Source organism: Pseudomonas sp. WS 5071 (genome assembly GCF_012985765.1).
Classification (GTDB): domain Bacteria; phylum Pseudomonadota; class Gammaproteobacteria; order Pseudomonadales; family Pseudomonadaceae; genus Aquipseudomonas; species Aquipseudomonas lundensis_A.
In genome coordinates, this window is the sequence record NZ_JAAQWY010000011.1 from 48,024 (window position 1) to 68,580 (window position 20,557).

At 58.2% G+C, this 20,557-nt stretch carries 15 protein-coding genes and 1 tRNA gene; 14 read left to right on the forward strand and 2 right to left on the reverse strand.

Going from position 1 to position 20,557, the window contains the following annotated elements; translation table 11 throughout:
- Positions 1 to 202: 202 nt before the first annotated feature.
- The 14 genes from dnaG to HBN61_RS09170 all read left to right on the forward strand — a co-directional run bounded on the left by dnaG (position 203) and on the right by HBN61_RS09170 (position 18,721).
- The gene (gene dnaG, locus HBN61_RS09105) at positions 203 to 2,152 is read left to right on the forward strand and encodes a DNA primase (RefSeq protein ID WP_170046561.1); all 1,950 of its coding nucleotides are present in this window, start codon (positions 203 to 205) and stop codon (positions 2,150 to 2,152) included.
- 67 nt (positions 2,153 to 2,219) lie between these two features.
- The gene (rpoD, locus tag HBN61_RS09110; RefSeq protein ID WP_047278039.1) at positions 2,220 to 4,070 is read left to right on the forward strand and encodes an RNA polymerase sigma factor RpoD; all 1,851 of its coding nucleotides are present in this window, start codon (positions 2,220 to 2,222) and stop codon (positions 4,068 to 4,070) included.
- A 122-nt stretch (positions 4,071 to 4,192) separates the two neighbouring features.
- Complete coding sequence (locus HBN61_RS09115; protein WP_170046562.1) at positions 4,193 to 7,564, forward strand: bifunctional diguanylate cyclase/phosphodiesterase; 3,372 nt, start codon at positions 4,193 to 4,195, stop codon at positions 7,562 to 7,564.
- 15 nt (positions 7,565 to 7,579) lie between these two features.
- A tRNA-Ile gene (locus tag HBN61_RS09120) sits at positions 7,580 to 7,656 on the forward strand.
- Between the two features lie 140 nt (positions 7,657 to 7,796).
- Positions 7,797 to 8,249 (forward strand): Lrp/AsnC family transcriptional regulator, encoded by a 453-nt coding sequence (locus tag HBN61_RS09125; RefSeq protein ID WP_094992875.1) that lies wholly within the window; start codon positions 7,797 to 7,799, stop codon positions 8,247 to 8,249.
- 171 nt (positions 8,250 to 8,420) lie between these two features.
- Positions 8,421 to 10,103 (forward strand): flavin monoamine oxidase family protein, encoded by a 1,683-nt coding sequence (locus tag HBN61_RS09130; RefSeq protein WP_169962024.1) that lies wholly within the window; start codon positions 8,421 to 8,423, stop codon positions 10,101 to 10,103.
- Positions 10,104 to 10,139: 36 nt separating this feature from the next.
- Positions 10,140 to 10,934, forward strand: a complete 795-nt coding sequence (locus HBN61_RS09135; protein ID WP_170046563.1) for a carbon-nitrogen hydrolase family protein — start codon at positions 10,140 to 10,142, stop codon at positions 10,932 to 10,934.
- A gap of 48 nt (positions 10,935 to 10,982) precedes the next feature.
- Positions 10,983 to 13,427 carry a pyrroloquinoline quinone biosynthesis protein PqqF gene (pqqF, locus tag HBN61_RS09140; protein ID WP_170046564.1) on the forward strand — a complete coding sequence of 815 codons (2,445 nt, stop codon included), beginning with the start codon at positions 10,983 to 10,985 and terminating at the stop codon, positions 13,425 to 13,427.
- Between the two features lie 154 nt (positions 13,428 to 13,581).
- The gene (gene pqqA / locus HBN61_RS09145) at positions 13,582 to 13,656 is read left to right on the forward strand and encodes a pyrroloquinoline quinone precursor peptide PqqA (protein ID WP_003444522.1); all 75 of its coding nucleotides are present in this window, start codon (positions 13,582 to 13,584) and stop codon (positions 13,654 to 13,656) included.
- A gap of 85 nt (positions 13,657 to 13,741) precedes the next feature.
- Positions 13,742 to 14,653: a pyrroloquinoline quinone biosynthesis protein PqqB gene (gene pqqB, locus HBN61_RS09150; RefSeq protein WP_169962030.1), complete on the forward strand. Its 912-nt coding sequence runs from the start codon at positions 13,742 to 13,744 to the stop codon at positions 14,651 to 14,653.
- A 104-nt stretch (positions 14,654 to 14,757) separates the two neighbouring features.
- Positions 14,758 to 15,510, forward strand: a complete 753-nt coding sequence (gene pqqC, locus HBN61_RS09155; protein WP_094992811.1) for a pyrroloquinoline-quinone synthase PqqC — start codon at positions 14,758 to 14,760, stop codon at positions 15,508 to 15,510.
- Entirely contained in the window at positions 15,507 to 15,782 is a 276-nt protein-coding gene (gene pqqD, locus HBN61_RS09160; RefSeq protein ID WP_094992810.1) for a pyrroloquinoline quinone biosynthesis peptide chaperone PqqD, read from the forward strand. The genes pqqC and pqqD overlap by 4 nt, the downstream gene beginning before the upstream one ends.
- Before the next feature lie 7 nt (positions 15,783 to 15,789).
- Positions 15,790 to 16,920: a pyrroloquinoline quinone biosynthesis protein PqqE gene (pqqE, locus tag HBN61_RS09165; RefSeq protein ID WP_524539066.1), complete on the forward strand. Its 1,131-nt coding sequence runs from the start codon at positions 15,790 to 15,792 to the stop codon at positions 16,918 to 16,920.
- A complete protein-coding gene (locus tag HBN61_RS09170) occupies positions 16,886 to 18,721 on the forward strand; it encodes a S9 family peptidase (protein WP_170046565.1) in 1,836 nt (611 codons plus the stop codon). Before pqqE ends, HBN61_RS09170 begins: the two co-directional genes overlap by 35 nt.
- 88 nt (positions 18,722 to 18,809) lie before the next feature.
- On the opposite strand, the gene HBN61_RS09175 is transcribed toward HBN61_RS09170, so the two are convergent.
- On the reverse strand, positions 18,810 to 18,968 hold the full coding sequence (locus HBN61_RS09175; RefSeq protein ID WP_047278059.1) for a YqaE/Pmp3 family membrane protein: 159 nt from the start codon (positions 18,966 to 18,968) through the stop codon (positions 18,810 to 18,812).
- 191 nt (positions 18,969 to 19,159) lie between these two features.
- Positions 19,160 to 20,443 (reverse strand): aspartate aminotransferase family protein, encoded by a 1,284-nt coding sequence (locus tag HBN61_RS09180; protein WP_169962036.1) that lies wholly within the window; start codon positions 20,441 to 20,443, stop codon positions 19,160 to 19,162.
- Positions 20,444 to 20,557 lie beyond the last annotated feature (114 nt).

Consider the following 20,557-nt stretch of genomic DNA (forward strand, 5'->3'; position numbering starts at 1 on the left):
GCCATTGGTCACTGCCGGACTCAGAGCGTGATATTTCGAACCCATTTACTCTGATTTAAATACGAGTCTGCGGAGCTTCGACAGATACACTTCCCGAGATGATTGAGCAGACGTCACACGTACGAGCAGCGCTTTCGCCTGCACGCCGCTACGACCAAACCTTTCTATACGGCTTTTTTTGCGCTGAGATGACGAGAACGCCATGGCCGGGTTAATCCCCCAGAGCTTTATTGACGACCTTCTGAACCGCACCGATATCGTCGATGTCGTCAGCTCGCGCGTGCAAATGAAGAAAGCAGGCAAGAATTACACCGCCTGCTGCCCCTTCCACAAAGAAAAAACACCGTCTTTCAGCGTCAGCCCTGACAAGCAGTTTTATTATTGCTTCGGTTGCGGCGCAGGCGGCAATGCCCTCGGCTTCATCATGGACCACGACAACCTGGACTTCCCCCAGGCTGTCGAAGAACTGGCCAAAGCCGCGGGCATGGAGATTCCCAGAGAGGAAAGCGGTCGCTCGCACAAACCGCGACAGCCGACCGACTCTCCGCTCTACCCTCTACTGACCGCCGCCGCCGACTTTTACCGCCAGGCCCTGAAAAGCCACCCGGCGCGCAAGGCTGCCGTGGATTACTTGAAAGGCCGCGGCCTGACCGGCGAAATCGCCCGGGACTTCAGCCTCGGGTTTGCACCGCCCGGCTGGGACAACCTCTACAAGCACTTGAGCAGCGACACACTGCAGCAAAAAGCCATGATCGATGCAGGCTTGCTTGTAGAGAACGCGGAAACCGGCAAACGCTACGATCGCTTTCGCGATCGCGTGATGTTTCCGATTCGCGACAGCCGTGGCCGCATCATCGCATTTGGCGGCCGCGTGCTTGGCGATGACAAACCCAAATACCTGAACTCCCCCGAAACACCTGTCTTCCACAAAGGGCAGGAACTGTACGGGCTGTTCGAAGCACGCAAATTCAATCGCAGCCTCGACGAAATCATCGTGGTTGAAGGCTATATGGACGTCATTGCCCTCGCCCAACAAGGCCTGCGCAATGCCGTCGCAACACTGGGCACCGCGACCAGCGAAGAACACATGAAACGTCTTTTTCGCGTCGTACCCAGCGTATTGTTTTGCTTTGATGGCGATCAAGCTGGCCGCAACGCCGCCTGGCGCGCCCTGGAAGCTACGCTGCCCTGCCTGCAAGACGGCCGGCGCGCCCGTTTCCTGTTTCTGCCCGAAGGCGAAGATCCCGACACGCTGGTGCGCTCTGAAGGCACCGATGCGTTCAAGGCACGAATTAACCAGCACGCGCAGCCGCTGGCCGATTATTTCTTCCAGCAACTGACCGAAGAAACCGATCCACGCTCGCTCGAAGGCAGGGCCCACATGGCCACGCTGGCAGCACCGCTTATCGACAAAGTGCCTGGCGCCAACCTGCGCAACCTGATGCGCCAACACTTGAGCGAGATCACAGGCCTTAACAGCGAAGCGGTCAGCCAACTGGCTCAAAGCGCCCCACCACCCTCGCAACCCGCCTACGATCCCGGCATTGATTACGATGCCATGCCCGACTACAGCGACTTCCAGCAGCCGGACACGTACCTCCCCCAACAGGAATGGACACCGAAAAAAACGGGCGCAGGTGGTAAAAAATGGGAAAACAAACCTTGGGACAAAAAAGGCAAGCGCGGCGGCGAGCGTGAGCAGGCCTGGATTCCGGTCGGCGTTGAACCTCCGACATTAACCGCCCTGCGAACCTTACTGCACCATCCGCAACTGGCCAAGAAAGTAGAAGACGCAGGCCACTTTGCAGCTGAAGACCAGACGAACAACCAGCTATTGATCGCGCTGGTCGAGGCCGTACAGAAGAATCCTAAGCTAAGCTCTATACAGTTGTTGTCCCGCTGGCACGGCACTGAACAGGGTCGTTTGCTGCAAAGACTGCTGGAAAAGGAATGGCTAATTGACGCCGATAACCTTGAACAACAGTTTTTCGACACCATAACTAGCTTGTCAGCTCGCCAACGTGAGCGAAACCTGGAACAACTTCTTCGAAAAGCACGTCAAGGCGAGCTAAGTAGCGAGGAGAAAAATCAGTTACGCGACCTTCTGAGTCGCAATAATCCCGCATCAAACCCGACCTCAACTGGCGCGTGAGGTCATAGCTAAGGTATAATCCTCGGCTTGTTTTTTGCCCGCCAAGACCTTCAGTGGATAGGGTGTTATGTCCGGAAAAGCGCAACAGCAGTCTCGTATCAAAGAGTTGATCACCCTCGGCCGTGAGCAGAAGTATCTGACTTACGCAGAGGTCAACGACCACCTGCCCGAAGATATTTCAGATCCGGAGCAAGTGGAAGACATTATCCGCATGATTAATGACATGGGGATCCCCGTACACGAGAGTGCTCCGGATGCGGACGCCCTTATGTTGGCCGATGCTGACACCGACGAAGCCGCTGCTGAAGAAGCAGCTGCAGCGTTGGCGGCAGTAGAAACCGATATTGGTCGCACTACCGACCCAGTGCGCATGTATATGCGTGAAATGGGCACGGTAGAACTGCTGACACGCGAAGGCGAAATTGAAATCGCCAAGCGTATCGAAGAAGGCATCCGTGAAGTGATGGGCGCAATCGCGCACTTCCCTGGCACGGTTGACCATATTCTCTCCGAGTACACTCGCGTCACCACCGAAGGTGGTCGCCTTTCTGACGTCCTGAGCGGTTATATCGACCCGGACGATGGAATTACGCCGCCTGCAGCCGAGGTTCCACCTCCTGTCGATCCTAAAACGGCCAAGGCCGAAGGTGATGACGAAGAGGAAGAGAAGGACGACGCTACCGATGACGAGGAAGAGGTCGAAAGCGGCCCCGATCCAATCATCGCAGCACAGCGCTTCGGCGCCGTTTCCGATCAGATGGAAATTACTCGCAAGGCACTGAAAAAGCACGGCCGCGACAGCAAGCAGGCAATTGCCGAGCTGGTTGCCCTGGCTGAGCTGTTCATGCCGATCAAGCTGGTGCCGAAGCAATTCGAAGGCCTGGTTGAACGTGTTCGTAGCGCTCTGGAGCGTCTGCGTGCACAAGAGCGGGCCATCATGCAGCTGTGTGTACGTGATGCACGCATGCCGCGTACCGATTTCCTTCGTCTGTTCCCGGGCAATGAAGTCGACGAAAGCTGGAGCGACGCGCTGGCCAAAGGCAAAAGCAAATACGCTGAAGCCATTGCCCGCTTGCAACCGGACATCATCCGTTGCCAGCAAAAGCTGTCTGCTCTGGAAGCCGAAACCGGCCTGAAGATTGCCGAGATCAAGGACATCAACCGTCGCATGTCGATCGGTGAGGCCAAGGCCCGCCGCGCGAAGAAAGAGATGGTTGAAGCCAACTTGCGTCTGGTGATCTCCATCGCCAAGAAGTACACCAACCGTGGTTTGCAGTTCCTCGATTTGATCCAGGAAGGCAACATCGGCTTGATGAAAGCGGTAGACAAGTTTGAATACCGCCGCGGCTACAAATTCTCGACCTATGCCACCTGGTGGATCCGTCAGGCGATCACTCGCTCGATTGCCGACCAGGCACGCACCATCCGTATTCCGGTGCACATGATCGAGACGATCAACAAGCTCAACCGTATTTCCCGCCAAATGCTGCAGGAAATGGGTCGCGAACCGACCCCGGAAGAGCTGGGCGAACGCATGGAAATGCCTGAGGACAAAATCCGCAAGGTATTGAAGATCGCTAAAGAGCCGATCTCCATGGAAACCCCGATCGGTGATGACGAAGACTCCCATCTGGGTGACTTCATCGAAGACTCGACCATGCAGTCGCCAATCGATGTTGCCACCGTTGAGAGCCTTAAAGAAGCGACACGCGATGTACTCGGCGGCCTTACAGCACGTGAAGCCAAAGTACTGCGCATGCGTTTCGGTATCGACATGAATACCGACCACACCCTTGAGGAGGTTGGTAAGCAGTTCGACGTTACCCGTGAACGGATTCGTCAGATCGAAGCCAAAGCGTTGCGCAAGCTGCGCCACCCGACGAGAAGCGAGCACCTGCGCTCCTTCCTCGACGAGTGATACCAAAACCCCCGGCCCTGCCGGGGGTTTTGCTTTATACCTACGCAACCTTTCCAGCGCCTGACGTCCATATCCCACAGCCCGTCTACACTCGTCACATTCGCGAGTAGAACGAGCCCCGCATGCCACGACTGCCTGCTTTCATCCTCTTGCTGCTAATCGCTTTTTCTACAGCGGCCAACGCCCTGACGTTGACCGACGAGGAGCAACAGTGGCTCGCCCAACATCCCGAACTGCGCCTAGGGGTTGATGCATCATGGCCACCTTTTGAGTTCCGCGACGAAAAAGGCCTCTACACCGGACTGGCCGCTGATTACGTGGAGCTGATCAAAAACCGTCTGGGCGTGAGCATCAAGCCGGTTGAGCCCTACGATTGGAGTAACGTCCTTGAACTCGCCAAAGAAGGGAATCTCGACTGGCTACCCGGCATCATGTCGACCCCTGAGCGCCAGAAAAGCCTGGCCTTCACACGTCCTTATCTCGACTTCCCAATTGTCATCCTCGCGCACAAAGGCGGCCCCACCCCAAAAAACATTGATGAGCTGTACGGGCTTAAAATCGCCGTGGTCGAAAACTATGCCCCGCACGAGCTGCTTCATGCCCAACACCCGGACCTGAATCTTGTCGCCCTGCCCAATGTCAGCTCCGCGTTGCAGGCACTGGCGACCGATCAAGTAGATGCCATGGTCGGCGACTTGGCATCCAGTGTCTGGAGCCTGCGCCAGCTCAAGCTGGATGGGTTGTACGTCAGTGGCGAAACACCTTATCGCTATCAACTGGCGATGGCCGTACCCAAAGAGCAAACCATCCTGCTACGCCTGCTGGACAAAGTCATGGCCGACATGAGCCCCGCAGAGGTAGAAGCCATTCAAGCGCGCTGGATCGGCAGCGCGGGCAATTATCAGGGGTTATGGCGCGGTTTTTTACTGTACGTGCTGCCGGGCATCTTGCTGCTCGTTACCGTATTGATCGTGGTCGTGCGCATCAACAGGCGCTTGAGCTCCGAAATAGCCCGTCGGGTTGCCCTCGAACAGGAACTGCGCAGCAGCGAATACCGCTACAGAGGCCTGGTAGAAAGTCTGTCAGCCATCGCCTGGGAGGCCCAACTGGAGGATTACAGCTACACCTATGTGTCCCCCCAGGCCGAAACGCTCATTGGCTACCCGCTGGCAGAGTGGCTGACGCCTGGCTTCTGGGAGCGAATCGTCCACCCCGATGACTTGCCCCGTGCCAAAGCGTTCTGCGAGGGTGAAATCAAGGCCGGACGCGATCACAGCATCGACTACCGCGTCATCACCGCAGAGGGCAAAACACTGTGGCTACGCGACATCATTACCCTCACCACTTATAACCAGACGCCCGTACTGCGCGGGTTGATGATCAACATCAGCGAAACCAAACAAACCGAAGAAGCCCTTCGCCTCTCTGAAGAGAAATTTGCCAAAGCCTTTCACGCGTCGCCAGACGGATTGTTGTTGAGCAGGCAAAGTGATGGCTTGCTTATCGAAATCAACGAAGGCTTCAGCCGCTTGACTGGCTACGACAAAGCCAGCGCGCTGAAGCGTTCGTCTCTGGACCTCAACATTTGGGTCGACGTGCATCAGCGCAGTGAGTTGCTCGCGCTGCTGACCCAGAACGGATTTGTGCGTGATTTCAGGTGCCACCTACGGCACAAAAGCGGACGTATCCGCCTCTGCGAAGTGTCTAGCCGACCGCTAAAAATTGGCGATGAAGACTGCATGTTGACCATTGCGCGGGACATCACAGAACGCCAACAGATGCAGGAGAAACTCCTGCAAACAGCCACCGTATTTGAAAGTACCGCTGAAGGCATTTTGTTCACCGATCCGGCGCAAACAATCACCGCCGTCAACCGTGCATTCACTGAAATAACAGGCTACAGCGAGGCCGAAGCCTTGGGCCAAACACCCCGGATTCTGGCCTCCAGTCAGCACGACAGCGCATTCTTTGCCGCCATGTGGCATCAGCTGTCCGGAGAAGGTCACTGGCAAGGGGAGATTTATAACAAACGCAAGAACGGAGAGGTCTACCCCTCCTGGATGACAATCAGCGCGGTGCACAACCCCGAAAATATCGTCACTCACTTTGTGGCCGTATTCGCCGACATTTCCAGCCTCAAGCACGCACAGGCGCGTCTGGACCATCAAGTTCATCACGACCCGCTGACCGGCCTGCCCAACCGCTTATTGTTCGAAAGCAGACTTGACCAGATCATCAACCAGCAAAAGGCGGAAGGCCAACACGCGGCGGTACTGTTTCTAGACCTTGATCGCTTTAAAAACATCAACGACAGCTTGGGCCACCCGGTTGGCGATCTGTTGCTCAAAGGCATTACCGTACGCCTCAAGGTTCAGTTACGCGACATTGATACCGTCGCCCGCCTCGGCGGCGATGAGTTCATTATCTTGCTACCCGGCCTCCAGCAGCCCCGCGATGCAGAGGTGATTGCCAACAAGCTGCTGGCCTGCTTCAGCGCACCGTTTCCCGCCGGCGAACACGAACTGTTTATCAGCGCCAGCATCGGCATCAGTGTGTACCCGCATGACGGCACGGACGTGGCCACACTGGTTAAAAACGCCGACGCCGCCATGTACCGCTCCAAGCTAAAAGGACGCAACCGCGTAGAGCGCTACACCCATGACCTTACGTCACAGGCGAGAGAACGAGTGATCCTCGAACAAGAGCTGCGACGCGCACTGGAGCGCAATGAACTATCACTGTTCTACCAACCCAAAATCAGCCTACCCGACCTGGGCCTGGTCGGTGCCGAGGCCCTGATTCGCTGGACCCACCCCACGCTGGGCGTCATTGCGCCAGAGCGCTTCATTCACTTGGCGGAAGAAAACGGCATGATCATCCAGGTGGGCGACTGGGTGCTGGAGCGTGCCTGCATGCAATTGAATGAATGGAACCAGGCATACGAACCATTTGGCCCCGTGTCCGTGAACCTTGCCGGTGCTCAACTGCATCAACCCCGACTTGTAGCCCGTATCCGGCAACTGCTGAAGAAATACAGCCTCACGCCTGGCTGCCTGCAATTGGAAATTACCGAAAACTTCATCATGAACCAGACCGAAGAAGCGCTGGACGTCCTGCACCAGCTCAAGCGGTTAGGCGTGCAACTGGCCATTGATGACTTCGGCACCGGATATTCCTCACTCAGCTACCTCAAACGCCTGCCACTGGACACCTTGAAAATAGACCAGTCATTCGTCCGCGGCTTACCCCACGACCCCAATGACGAAGCCATCGTGCGCGCCATCATTGCGTTAGGTCACAGCATGCAATTCACCGTCATTGCCGAAGGCGTTGAGAACGAAGCCCAGCAAGACTTCTTGGCCAAAGCAGGCTGCGAGCAGATTCAGGGGTATATAGTCAGCGTGCCTTTATCAGCGGAAGAATTTGCAGCGACCTTTCTTCGTATCTCTATTTCGGATTTTTCGGATAGCACTGCCGAGAAACCATCGTTATAATCCGCGACCTACTGAGGGCCTATAGCTCAGTTGGTTAGAGCAGGGGACTCATAATCCCTTGGTCGTAGGTTCGAGTCCTACTGGGCCCACCATACTCAAAGCCGCGCATTGCGCGGCTTTCGTGTTTCTGGCATTGGAACGCCTCACTGTCCACGTTCTGCCTCACTGGACGCCCCGCCCCTCAAGCGCTGTACCATGAGCGTCCACTTTGATGATGCCACTGGAGCTTCTCTTGCCAGACTCTCGCCCGCCCGTGCTGGATGAAATCGATCGTCAGTTGATTGCCGCCCTGCAGCTCAATGCCCGTGAAAGTGTCGCCATGTTGGCGCGTCAATTGGGGATCGCGCGCACCACCGTGACGTCTCGGCTGTCGCGTTTGGAAAGAAACAACATCATCACCGGTTACGGGGTTCGACTGGGGCAGCGCTTGATTGATGGCGGGCTGCAAGCGTATGTCGGGATCACTGTGCGGCCACGCTCAGGCAAGGATGTGGTCAGGCGCCTGAGCGCGATGGCGCAGGTGCAGCAGTTGTGCGCCGTCAGTGGCGAGTTCGATTATGTCGCCTGGCTGCGCAGCGATTCGCCTGAACGACTGGATCAATTGCTGGACCAGATCGGCAGTGTTGAGGGCGTTGAGAAAACCACAACGTCGATCATTCTCAGCAGCAAAGTCGACCGCGGCTAAGTGGCTACGCTCAACTCATACAACACTTTGCACACAACCTTCGTCAGATTGTCCAAATACAATACGAAACGACGACACTTTGCGTCTTAAGAACGTGTTCTGCACTCCTTATGATGGTGCCTGTCTTTTCCTATACTCAGCGTAAAGCGCGGGTCGCCAGCAAGGTCAGCCATGAATAAGAACAATCGCCACCCTAATGACGGCAAAAAACCGATCACCATTTTCGGCCCAGACTTCCCTTTTGCCTTCGACGACTGGATCGAACACCCCGCAGGTCTGGGCAGTATTCCCACGCATAAACTGGGCGCAGAGGTCGCGATTGTGGGTGCAGGGATGGCGGGAATGGTCGCCGCGTATGAGCTGATGAAACTCGGCCTCAAGCCTGTGGTGTACGAGGCCTCAAAAATGGGGGGCCGTTTGCGCTCACAAGCGTTTGAAGGCAGTGAAGGCGTCATCGCTGAGTTGGGCGGCATGCGCTTTCCGGTGTCCTCAACGGCCTTCTACCACTATGTCGACAAGCTCGGGCTTGAGACAAAACCCTTCCCCAACCCACTGACACCCGCCTCCGGCAGCACTGTGATCGACCTCGAAGGCCAAACCTTCTACGCACAGAAACTATCTGATCTGCCTGCGTTGTTTCAGGAAGTGGCTGACGCATGGGCGGACGCACTGGAAGAAGGGTCGCAATTTGGCGACATCCAACAGGCAATCCGCGACCGCGATGTGCCGCGCTTGAAAGCGTTGTGGAATACCCTTGTCCCACTGTGGGACGACCGCACCTTTTATGACTTTGTCGCCACCTCCAAAGCCTTTGCCAAACTCTCGTTCCAACACCGCGAAGTGTTTGGTCAGGTCGGGTTTGGCACAGGTGGCTGGGACTCTGACTTCCCGAATTCAATGCTCGAAATCTTCCGCGTGGTCATGACCAACTGCGATGACCATCAACACCTGGTGGTTGGCGGGGTTGAGCAGGTGCCGCTGGGGATCTGGCGTCACGCGCCGCAGCGCTGTGCGCACTGGCCTGAAGGCACCAGCCTCAGTTCGCTGCACCACGGTGCTCCGCGCACAGGGGTCAAGGCGATTTCCCGTACAGAAGACGGTCAGTTTTCTGTCACTGATAACCTCGGTGTGACCCGTCCATTCGAGGCCGTGTTGGTCACGTGCCAAAGCTGGTTACTGACGACCCAGATCGAGTGCGAAGAAGCGCTGTTCTCGCAAAAAATGTGGATGGCCCTCGACCGCACGCGTTACATGCAATCGTCCAAAACCTTCGTCATGGTCGACCGCCCGTTCTGGAAAGACAAAGACCCCGACACCGGCCGCGACGTGATGAGCATGACCCTCACCGACCGCCTGACCCGTGGTACTTATTTGTTCGATAACGGCGACGACAAACCGGGCGTTATTTGTCTGTCGTACTCATGGATGAGCGATGCGCTGAAAATGCTTCCGCACCCTGTCGAAAAGCGCGTGAAGCTGGCCTTGGACTCGTTGAAAAAAATCTACCCGAAAGTGGACATCGCCAGTCGGATTATTGGCGACCCGATTACCGTTTCGTGGGAGGCCGACCCGCACTTCCTGGGTGCCTTCAAAGGCGCACTGCCCGGTCATTACCGTTACAACCAGCGTATGTACGCGCACTTTATGCAGCAGGAAATGCCTGCAGAACAACGCGGGATTTTTATCGCCGGCGACGATGTCTCGTGGACACCCGCTTGGGTGGAGGGAGCCGTGCAGACTTCGTTGAATGCCGTTTGGGGCATCATGACCCACTTTGGCGGGCGCACACACGCCGACAATCCCGGGCCGGGTGATGTGTTCAACGACATTGGCCCGATTGCCCTGCCGGACTGAACGGCGCGCCTACAACCCCAAAGACAGGAGAACCCCATGCGCGTCGCCCTTTACCAATGCCCGCCCCTGCCACTGGACGTCGCAGGCAACCTGCAACGCCTGAATCACATCGCGCAACACAACCCCGGGGTTGACCTGTTGGTCCTGCCGGAGATGTTCCTCACGGGGTACAACATTGGTCCACAGGCCGTGGCGCAATTGGCGCAACCTCTGGACGGCGACGCGGCACGGCAGATTGCCCGGATAGCTCAGGCCTGCAACATGGCCATTGCCTATGGCTACCCTGAGCTAGGCCCTGACGGGCGCATCTACAACAGCGTGCAACTGATCGACTCCCACGGCCACCGCCTGCTCAATTACCGCAAAACTCACTTGTTCGGGGCGCTCGATCACAGCCTGTTCAGCCCCGGCCCGGATGCATTTCCCGTCATCGAGCTCAACGGCTGGAAGGTCGGCATGCTGATTTGTTATGACCTGGAGTTCCCGGAGAACACGCGTCGTCTGGCGCTGGCGGGTGCTCAATTGATCGTCGTGCCCACCGCCAACATGGCACCTTATGACTTCATTGCCGATGTCACCGTGCGCAGCCGCGCCTTTGAAAATCAGTGTTATGTGGCCTACGCCAATTACTGCGGCAGCGAAAGCACCATTCACTACTGTGGCCAGAGCAGCATCGCGGCGCCTGATGGCCAGCAAGTTGCATTGGCTCAGCGGGACGAAACCCTAATCAGCGCCGTGCTTGACCCACAAAAACTGACGGACGCAAAAGCTGGCAACAGCTACTTGGCCGACCGCCGTCCGGAACTTTACGGTGCGCTGAGCGCGCGCTGATTGCCAGTAATCCGCTAGCATGAGCGCTTCTCTGTAACGGAAGTGCCCATGCCCGCGTTGAACACCCCTGACGTCGTTCACCTGACTACCCGCAACGGTCTGACGCTGAGCGCACGCCACGCCCCTCGACTCAAGCGCAGCGCAGCCTATTTGCGGGTAGCGGCAGGCAGCCATGACGTGCCCGCCGACTGGCCGGGGCTGGCTCATTTTCTGGAGCATTTGTTGTTCCTTGGCACCGAGCGCTTCCCCGCAGCTCAGGGCCTGATGGCCTATGTGCAACAGCACGGCGGGCACATCAACGCACGCACCAGCGAACGCCATACCGACTTCTTCTTTGAGTTGCCCCCAGAAGCCTTTGCGGGCGGGCTGGACCGCCTGTGCGACATGCTAGCCCATCCGCGTTTGCATCCGGACGATCAACGACGCGAACGCGAAGTCCTGCATGCGGAATTCATTGCCTGGGCACGCGAGCCTTCGGCGCAACGGGAACTGCAGCGGCTTCAACCGCTCAACGCCGCACACCCGCTGCGGGGCTTCCACGCGGGCAATCGTTACAGCCTGCCCGTGCCATGTGCAGCCTTTCAGCGCGCCTTGACGCATTTCCATGAACAGTTTTATCAAACCGGGCAGATGACCTTGAGCCTGGCTGGGCCACAATCGCTGGACACACTGACTGCACTTGCCGAGCGTTACAGCCTTGAGCTGCGTCAGGGTACGGCCGTCTCGCAACAGCCCCCGCCGCCGCTGATGAGCGAAGGTTCGTCACAGTACGTGCAGGTCGAGGGTTCAAACGTGAACCTGATGTTTACCCTGGAACAGTTACCGCCTGCATCAGAAGAAGCGTTGGCATTTCTGTGTCACTGGATCAACGCTGACAAACCGGGCGGACTTCTGGCTCACTTACGTCAGCAGCAAGTGAGCGACAGTCTGCACGCCAAGCCGGTGTACCAGTTCCAGGGCCAAGCCCTGCTAGGCTTGACCTTCACAGGGTCGTCAGACATGACGGCCAAGGCTCAACCCATCCGTGACATCGTCTACGACTGGCTGTCTTTTTTCGGTGCGCAGCAGCCCTGGGCGGGGCTGCGCGACGAATACCAACGCTTGCAGCAGCGTCAGCAACAGGTCAGCAGCGCACTGGAATTGGCCCGCCGCGATATTCAGCAATATCCGCCAGGGTTGTCAGACCAAGGCGTTGAAGCCCTGGCGAGGGTCCTGAAACAGATGCAACCCGAACGTCGGCCTGCCTGCCAGCACACTTGGCAATTACCCACACCCAATCCATACCTCAAATCGGAGAAACACCCCGTGACCGCTGGCCTTATTCGCGGACAAACCAGTGCCCACCGTGGCTTGCGCACCTTTGCCCAAGACCGCTTGCGCAGCCGCCGCGAGGTGTCGGCCATGACGTTCAGCACTGCACTCGCGACCCACAGCGGCGAAGCGGCGTTGTACCTGCGCTGGCACTTGGGCGCGATCCCTGCGCCCTCGCTATTACCGGCGCTGCAACACCGCCTGCTGACACTGCAACAAGATGCGCGCGAAGCAGGCATTGAATTGTCGCTCACGGCGCAGGGCAATGACTGGCTGCTGAAGCTGCATGGCGTACAAGAACCGTTGCCCGCCATCCTGGAACATGCGTTGCATTTGCTCGCCACGCCCACGAATGATGCGCCGGTGCCTCAGCCGCAAGCGCCACAGATGCCGATCCGCCAATTGCTCAAGCGCCTGCCGGAGCTACACACCCACTTGGCAATGCCTGCTGCTGACACTGCCCAGGACCTCTGGCAATCAGCCCGATGGCACGGCATGGCTGTAGGCTGTACCCCGGCCAGCCATACATTGATCACAAGCGCGCTGAGCAAAGCCCCCGGCACCCCGGACCCGCTGCTGACGCACCCCGTCCAAGCGACAGCAGAACGCCACTGGCACACCGAACCTTATGAATCGAGCGAACAGGCCGTGTTGCTGTTCTGCCCTGCACCACGGGCTGACCTTACGCAAGAAGCCGCCTGGCGCTTGCTGGCCCATTTGGTGCAAACCCCGTTCTATCAGCGTCTGCGCGTGGAGTTGCAACTGGGTTACGCCGTGTTCAGCGGCTTGCGTCAGCTTGGCGACAGAACCGGCCTGCTACTGGGGGTGCAATCGCCTCAAGCCACGACGGCAGACATCTTCGAGCAGATCCGAACTTTCCTGAGGCAATTACCGCAGCAGATTGCCGCCCTTGATGAAGCTTCTTTCATCGAGTCGCGCAATGCTCTGGCAGAGCAGTTCACCCTCGACACGCTCAGCCTGCCTCAAGCCGCCGATCTGTTATGGCACGCGCAACTGGCGGGCCACTCGTCGGATTACCTTAAGGCGCTCCACAACGGGCTTATAACGCTGGATCAAGCCACTACACTCAGAGCAGCCGAGTGCCTCAATGACCCGGATAGCGACTGGCTGTGTACGGCCACAGGGCCTGAAACTGAATCGTTTTATCTGCGTAGAAGCTGATTTTTACCAACCATGTAACGAGCTTTCTTCGTCTTTGGTCGTTCAATCCCAGTCAAATTTAGTAACATAGCCACCTAAGCATCTGAACATCTCCCCCGGGAGCTGGACTAAGTTAAAGACACCCCACCCACCCCCACTGCTAAGGAGTCACCTCATGGCTTGGACAAAACCGGCTTACACCGATCTGCGCATTGGCTTTGAAGTCACCATGTACTTCGCAAGCCGTTGATCTGCCGCTTTATTGAGCAGAGCAACCCAACGCCTCGGTTCGCCGGGGCGTTTTTATTTCCAGATTTGCAAGAGAACAGTCACCCATGTTCGTCCAGATTCTAGGTTCCGCCGCTGGCGGTGGTTTCCCGCAGTGGAACTGTAACTGCGTCAACTGTGCCGGTTTTCGTGATGGCACCTTGCGCGCCACGGCCCGTACCCAGTCCTCGATTGCGATCTCCGATGACGGCGTGAACTGGGTGCTGTGCAACACCTCGCCCGACATCCGCGCCCAGCTTCAAAGCTTCGCCCCAATGCAGCCTGGCCGTGCCCTGCGTGACACCGGGATCAGCGCCATCATCTTGATGGACAGCCAGATTGACCACACCACCGGCCTGCTGAGCCTGCGCGAAGGCTGCCCGCACGATGTGTGGTGCACCGACATGGTTCACGAGGACCTGAGCACCGGCTTCCCGCTGTTCACCATGCTCAAGCACTGGAACGGCGGCCTGAACTGGCACCGCATCGAGCTGCAAGGATCGTTCACCATCCCGGCCTGCCCGAACCTGCGCTTCAGCCCGTTGCCGCTGCGCAGTGCCGCGCCGCCGTATTCGCCGCACCGCTTCGACCCGCACCCGGGCGACAACATTGGCCTGATCGTTGAAGACCTGCGCACCGGCGGCAAACTGTTCTACGCACCGGGGTTGGGCAAAGTGGATGCGCCCCTGCTCGACATCATGGCCAGCAGTGATTGCCTGCTGGTGGACGGCACGATGTGGGATGACGACGAAATGCAGCGCCGCGGTGTAGGCACGCGCACCGGCCGAGAAATGGGCCACCTTGCACAAAATGGCCCCGGCGGCATGCTCGAAGTGCTTGAGCAATTGCCCCAACAACGCAAAGTGCTGATACACATTAACAACACCAACCCGATCCTCGACGAAGACTCAGCCGAACGTGCCGAACTCGCCCGCCGTGGCGTAGAAGTCGCCTTCGATGGCATGAGCATCGAGCTGTAAGCCGCCCCCCTGCTGCTGCCGCACACGGCGATAAGGGGCGCGGCGCTCAGCTGGCGCCACAACCTGCGCCAACAACGACAAACCGTATTTTCTGGAGGCACACGATGACCCAAGCCCCACTGTCCAAAACCGAGTTCGAAGCCGCATTGCGAGCCAAGGGCGCGTATTACCACATCTACCATCCGTATCAGGTGGCGATGTATGAAGGCCGCGCCACGCGCGAACAGATACAGGGCTGGGTCGCCAATCGCTTCTACTATCAAGTCAACATCCCGCTCAAGGACGCCGCGATTCTGGCCAACTGTCCTGACCGCGAAGTTCGCCGCGAGTGGATTCAACGCATGATCGACCACGATGGCGCCCCCGGCGAAGATGGCGGCATCGAAGCCTGGTTGCGCCTGGGGCAAGCCGTCGGCCTGGACCCGGATCAACTGCGCTCTCAGGAACTGGTGTTGCCCGGCGTACGGTTTGCCGTGGATGCCTACGTCAACTTCGCCCGCCGCGCCAGTTGGGAAGAAGCCGCCAGCAGCTCGCTGACCGAAATGTTTGCCCCGCAAATTCACCAGTCGCGCCTCGACAGCTGGCCACAGCACTACCCATGGATCGACCCGGCGGGCTACGAATACTTCCGCACCCGTTTGGGCCAGGCCCGCCGCGACGTCGAACACGGGTTAGCCATTACCTTGCAGCACTACACCACGTGGGAAGGCCAGCAGCGCATGCTGGAAATTCTCCAGTTCAAACTGGACATTCTTTGGAGCATGCTCGACGCCATGACTATGGCTTACGAACTGGACCGCCCGCCGTACCACAGCGTGACCGACCAACGCGTCTGGCATAAAGGAATCACCCTATGAGCTTCGATCGCAGCAAAATCCCGACCTGGCGCCCCGGCTATCGCTTCCAGTACGAGCCTGCGCAAAAAGGTCACGTGCTGCTGTACCCCGAAGGCATGATCAAACTCAATGAAAGCGCCGCGCTGATCGGCGGCCTGATTGATGGCCAGCGCGATGTCGCGGCCATCATTGGCGAACTGAACTCACAGTTCCCCGGCGTGCCCGAGCTCGGTGATGACATCGAGCAATTTATGGAGGTCGCTCGTGCAGAGCACTGGATCGAACTTGCCTGACAACCTGATGCCGCCCACGCCCGAAATCGGGCTGCCGCTGTGGCTATTGGCGGAACTGACCTACCGTTGCCCGCTGCAATGCCCGTACTGTTCCAACCCGCTGGACTTCGCCCAACAAGGCAAAGAGCTGACCACAGAACAGTGGATAAAAGTGTTTCGCGAAGCACGGGAAATGGGTGCGGCTCAACTGGGCTTCTCGGGAGGCGAACCGCTTGTGCGTCAGGACTTGGCTGAACTGATTGGCGAGGCGCGCACATTGGGGTTCTACACCAACCTCATCACGTCCGGCATTGGTCTGACCGAGCAGAAGATCAGCGACTTCAAAAAGGCCGGGCTGGATCATATCCAGATCAGCTTTCAAGCCAGCGACGAGCAAGTGAACAACTTGCTGGCCGGGTCAAAAAAAGCCTTCGCACAAAAGCTGGAAATGGCCCGCGCCGTCAAAGCCCACGGCTACCCGATGGTGCTGAACTTTGTGACCCATCGGCACAACATCGACAAAATCGACCGCATCATCGAGCTGTGCATTGCGCTCGAAGCCGACTTCGTAGAACTCGCCACTTGCCAGTTCTACGGCTGGGCGCAGCTCAACCGCGTGGGCCTGCTACCCACCAAAGAACAACTGGTTCGTGCCGAGCGCATCACCAACGAATACCGCGCCAAACTGGAAGCCGAAGGCCATCCCTGCAAGCTGATTTTCGTCACACCGGACTATTACGAAGAGCGCCCCAAAGCGTGCATGAATGGCTGGGGCAGCATCTTTCTGACTGTGACCCCGGACGGCACCGCTCTTCCCTGTCATGGTGCACGTCAAATGCCGGTTGAATTCCCCAACGTGCGTGACCACAGCATGCAGCACATCTGGTACGACTCGTTTGGGTTCAACCGCTTTCGGGGCTATGACTGGATGCCCGAACCCTGCCGCTCCTGCGATGAGAAGGAAAAAGACTTCGGTGGCTGTCGCTGTCAGGCCTTCATGCTCACGGGGGACGCCAGTAACGCCGACCCGGTGTGCAGCAAGTCGCCGCACCACGACCTGATTCTCAAGGCGCGCGAAGAAGCCGAACACGCCACCCAAACCATTGAGCAACTGGCCTTCAGAAATGACCGAAACTCACGACTCATCGCCAAAGGCTGAACCCTTCAGCGCCGACCTCGCCGTCGCCGCCGGTGTGGATTTTGCCGAACTGAAACTCGGCCCCCACGGCCTGTTCTGGAACGAATACCGCCCACAGGATGCAGCCTGCCGCATCTGGCATTGGCGCGACGGTCAGGCGCACTGCCTGACGCCGGACGGCTTCAGCGTGCGCAGCCGCGTGTACGAGTACGGCGGCGGGTCGTTTTGCCTGAGCGATGACGGCATTGTGTTCGTCAATGAGTCCGATCAACAGGTGTACGTGCAAGCGCTGGAGGGCACAGCACCTCGCGCCTTGACGCAAGGCACCTGCCGCTATGGCGATGTGCAGTTTGCTGACGGGCAAGTGCTGGCGGTTGAAGAGGACAAGGACCGGCATCGTTTGGTCAGCATTGACCCTGCCTCGTCAGCGCGCCACGTACTGGCCGAAAACGCTGATTTCTATGCGGCACCAACGTTGAGCCCTGATGGCCGGCGTTTGGCGTGGATCGAGTGGAGCCGTCCGCATCAGCCATGGACCTCAACGCGCTTGATGGTCGCGCAGCGCAGTCCGGAACACCGCTGGCAAACGCCACGGTGCGTTGCGGGCAATGCGGGCGAAGAGTCGCTGCAACAACCGCGTTTCGATCAGCATAACCGCCTGTACTGCCTGACAGACCGCGAGGGTTATTGGCAACCGTGGATCGAATCGGCGGGCGGCCTGAATAAATTACCGGGCGAGTCTGCCGACCACGCGCCGGCACCCTGGCAGTTGGGCGGCAGCACCTGGCTGCCGCTGAATGACAATGCCTACGTCGCCACATGGACACAGGCAGGGTTCGGACACTTGGGCATACGCACCTCTGACGCCAGCCTTGAAGAATTCACGGGGCCATACAGCCGTTTCCGCAGTCTGGCGCTGGATGAGCAGGCGATCTATTGCATCGCTGCCTCACCGGTCAGCCCCTCGGCCATCATTCGTATCGCCCGCAACAGCCGACACGTCACCGTGCTGGCCGGCGGTGTAGCACCGTTGCCGGCTGACCGCGTCAGCCGCCCGCAAACGTTGCGCTACCCCTCGTCGGGTGGCGACGCCCACGGCTTTTTCTACCCGGCCATGCACGGCGAAAAACAGCCGCCGCTGGTGGTGTTTATCCATGGCGGCCCGACATCGGCGTGCTATCCAATGCTCGACCCGCGCATTCAATACTGGACGCAACGCGGCTTTGCAGTCGCTGACCTCAACTACCGTGGCAGTACCGGTTATGGCCGCGAGTACCGGCAAACACTGCATCTGAAATGGGGCGAAGTGGATGTGGAAGACGCCTGTGCCGTGGTCAGTTATCTTGCCGATCAAGGGCTGATTGATCGTCACAACGCTTTCATTCGCGGTGGGAGTGCTGGCGGTTACACCACGCTCTGTGCACTGGCGTTCAAGAATGTGTTCCGCGCGGGCGCCAGCCTGTATGGCGTCAGCGATCCCGTTGCACTGGCGCGCGATACCCATAAGTTCGAAGGCGATTACATGGACTGGCTGATTGGCGATCCCGACCGGGATGCTGAACGCTACGCAGCGCGCACGCCTTTGCTGCACGCTGCCAACATCCGCGTACCCGTCATTTTCTTTCAAGGTGAACTGGACGCGGTCGTCGTGCCGCAACAAACCCGCGACATGTTAAGCGCCCTGCAAAAGAACGGTATTCCTGCCAAAGCGTATTACTACCCGGACGAGCGCCACGGGTTCCGCAAAGCCAGTAATCAGGCCCACGCCCTGGAGCAGGAATGGTTGTTTTATCAGGAAGTGATGCAATCAACCCCTGACTGAACCGCTGAAGTCACCGGCGGAAAACGAAGCTGCGACTGGCGCAGCTTCGACTGCTTGGCAACTGTTGGAGATCAGGGCGAGGGGAACGTTATCGCTTGGCGATGATGTACACCGCATGGATCACACCCGGGAAATAACCCAACAGCGTCAACAGAATATTCAGCCAGAAAGCTCCGCCGAAACCGACTTGTAAAAACACACCCAGCGGCGGCAGCAGGATGGCGATGATGATGCGAATGATGTCCATGTGTTCAGTCCCCAATCAATGATGGGCTCAATCAAGCCCTACGATTAATCGACTCTGAGCGCTGTCAAAAGGTTCACTCAGTACGTTTCTACGGACAAAAAAACGCCCCGTGCCGAACGAAACAGGCACGGGGCGATGCGTTATACCGCGAGACGGTTCTTTAAATTCTGTGTGCGCCGGTAAGTCAGCCGTTACACCAACACGGCACGCCGACACTGCAACTGCGCAGTCCTGACCCTGGAAAAAGCACGGGCCAGACGCAGCAGCATTTCATCAATATTGCCTTTGCTGACGCACAGCGCCGGGGTGAACCGCAGACAATCGGGTTGCGGGGCCGTGATTAGCAAACCTTCATACAACGCCGCTTTTACGACTTCATCTGCCGAATCATCGGACAGTGTCAGGCCCCACATCAGGCCTTGCCCACGCAGTTCTCCCTGCGCATAACGATTGGCCAAGCGCCCCAGTCCCTCGTGCAAGTGTTGCCCTGCGTCGCGAACCTGTTGCAAAAAGCCTTTTTCCAATACGGTTTCCAGCACTGCGCTGCCGGCCGCTGTCATCAGCGCATTGCCGTGATGCGTGCCGCCCAGTTCGTCAGCTTCCAAGCAACATGCTTTGCCTCGTGCCAGCAATGCCGCCAGTGGCACGCCGCCACCAAGGCCTTTGCCCAGCGTGATGACATCTGCACGAATGCCGTAATTCTGTTCCGCCAGCAGGGTGCCGCAGCGCCCAATGCCGGTTTGGACTTCATCGAGAATCAGCAAAATGCCCAACTCCCGACACAGCCGTTCCACGCCTTTGAGGTAATGCTCGGTTGCCGGGATCACCCCCGCTTCGCTCTGCACCGGTTCCAGCATGATGGCCACAGTTTGAGCATCGACTGCGGCGTGCAACGCGGGTAAATCGTTGAACGGCACATTGATGAACCCCGGCAGTTGCGGCTCGAAGCGGTTATCAAACGTGCCGCTGCCCGACGCTGACATCGCGCCAAAGCTACGGCCGTGACAACTGCCGGTCGCCGTAATAATCCGGTAAGCGCCGCCACGATGCAGCTGGCCCCATTTACGCGCCAGCTTGATCGCGCCTTCATTGGCCTCGGCCCCGGTGTTCAGAAAATGCACCTGATCGCTGCCGGTGCTGTGGCACAAGCGCTCAGCCAGGTTCAGCATGCCGCGATTGAAGAACCCGGAACCGGGGTTCATCAATGACTGCGCCTGTTCTGCGATCGCCCGGGTCAACGCGGCCGGGCTGTGGCCCAGACTGTTGGCAGCCCCGCCCTGGGTAAAATCCAGGTAAGCCCGACTGTCGCTGTCCCACATCCATGACCCCTGGCCACGCACAAAAACTTGCGCTGGCCGCTCTACGCTGGGCATTAAACATTCGCGGGAGACACCGTGATTCATAGGCAAAGACTGAGGCTCAATCGCCAGCTCATCAAGGCTGGGGGATTGGCGACGCAGGTTAAACAGGTTCATGCACGCTGACCTTGTGACCATAAGCCGTTTCGATTTGCAACCGGGTGCTGGGTTTAGTCAGGGTAAATCCCTCTGCGGGGTTTTCTGCCTTGCCTATGCAAAGTAACGCTACAC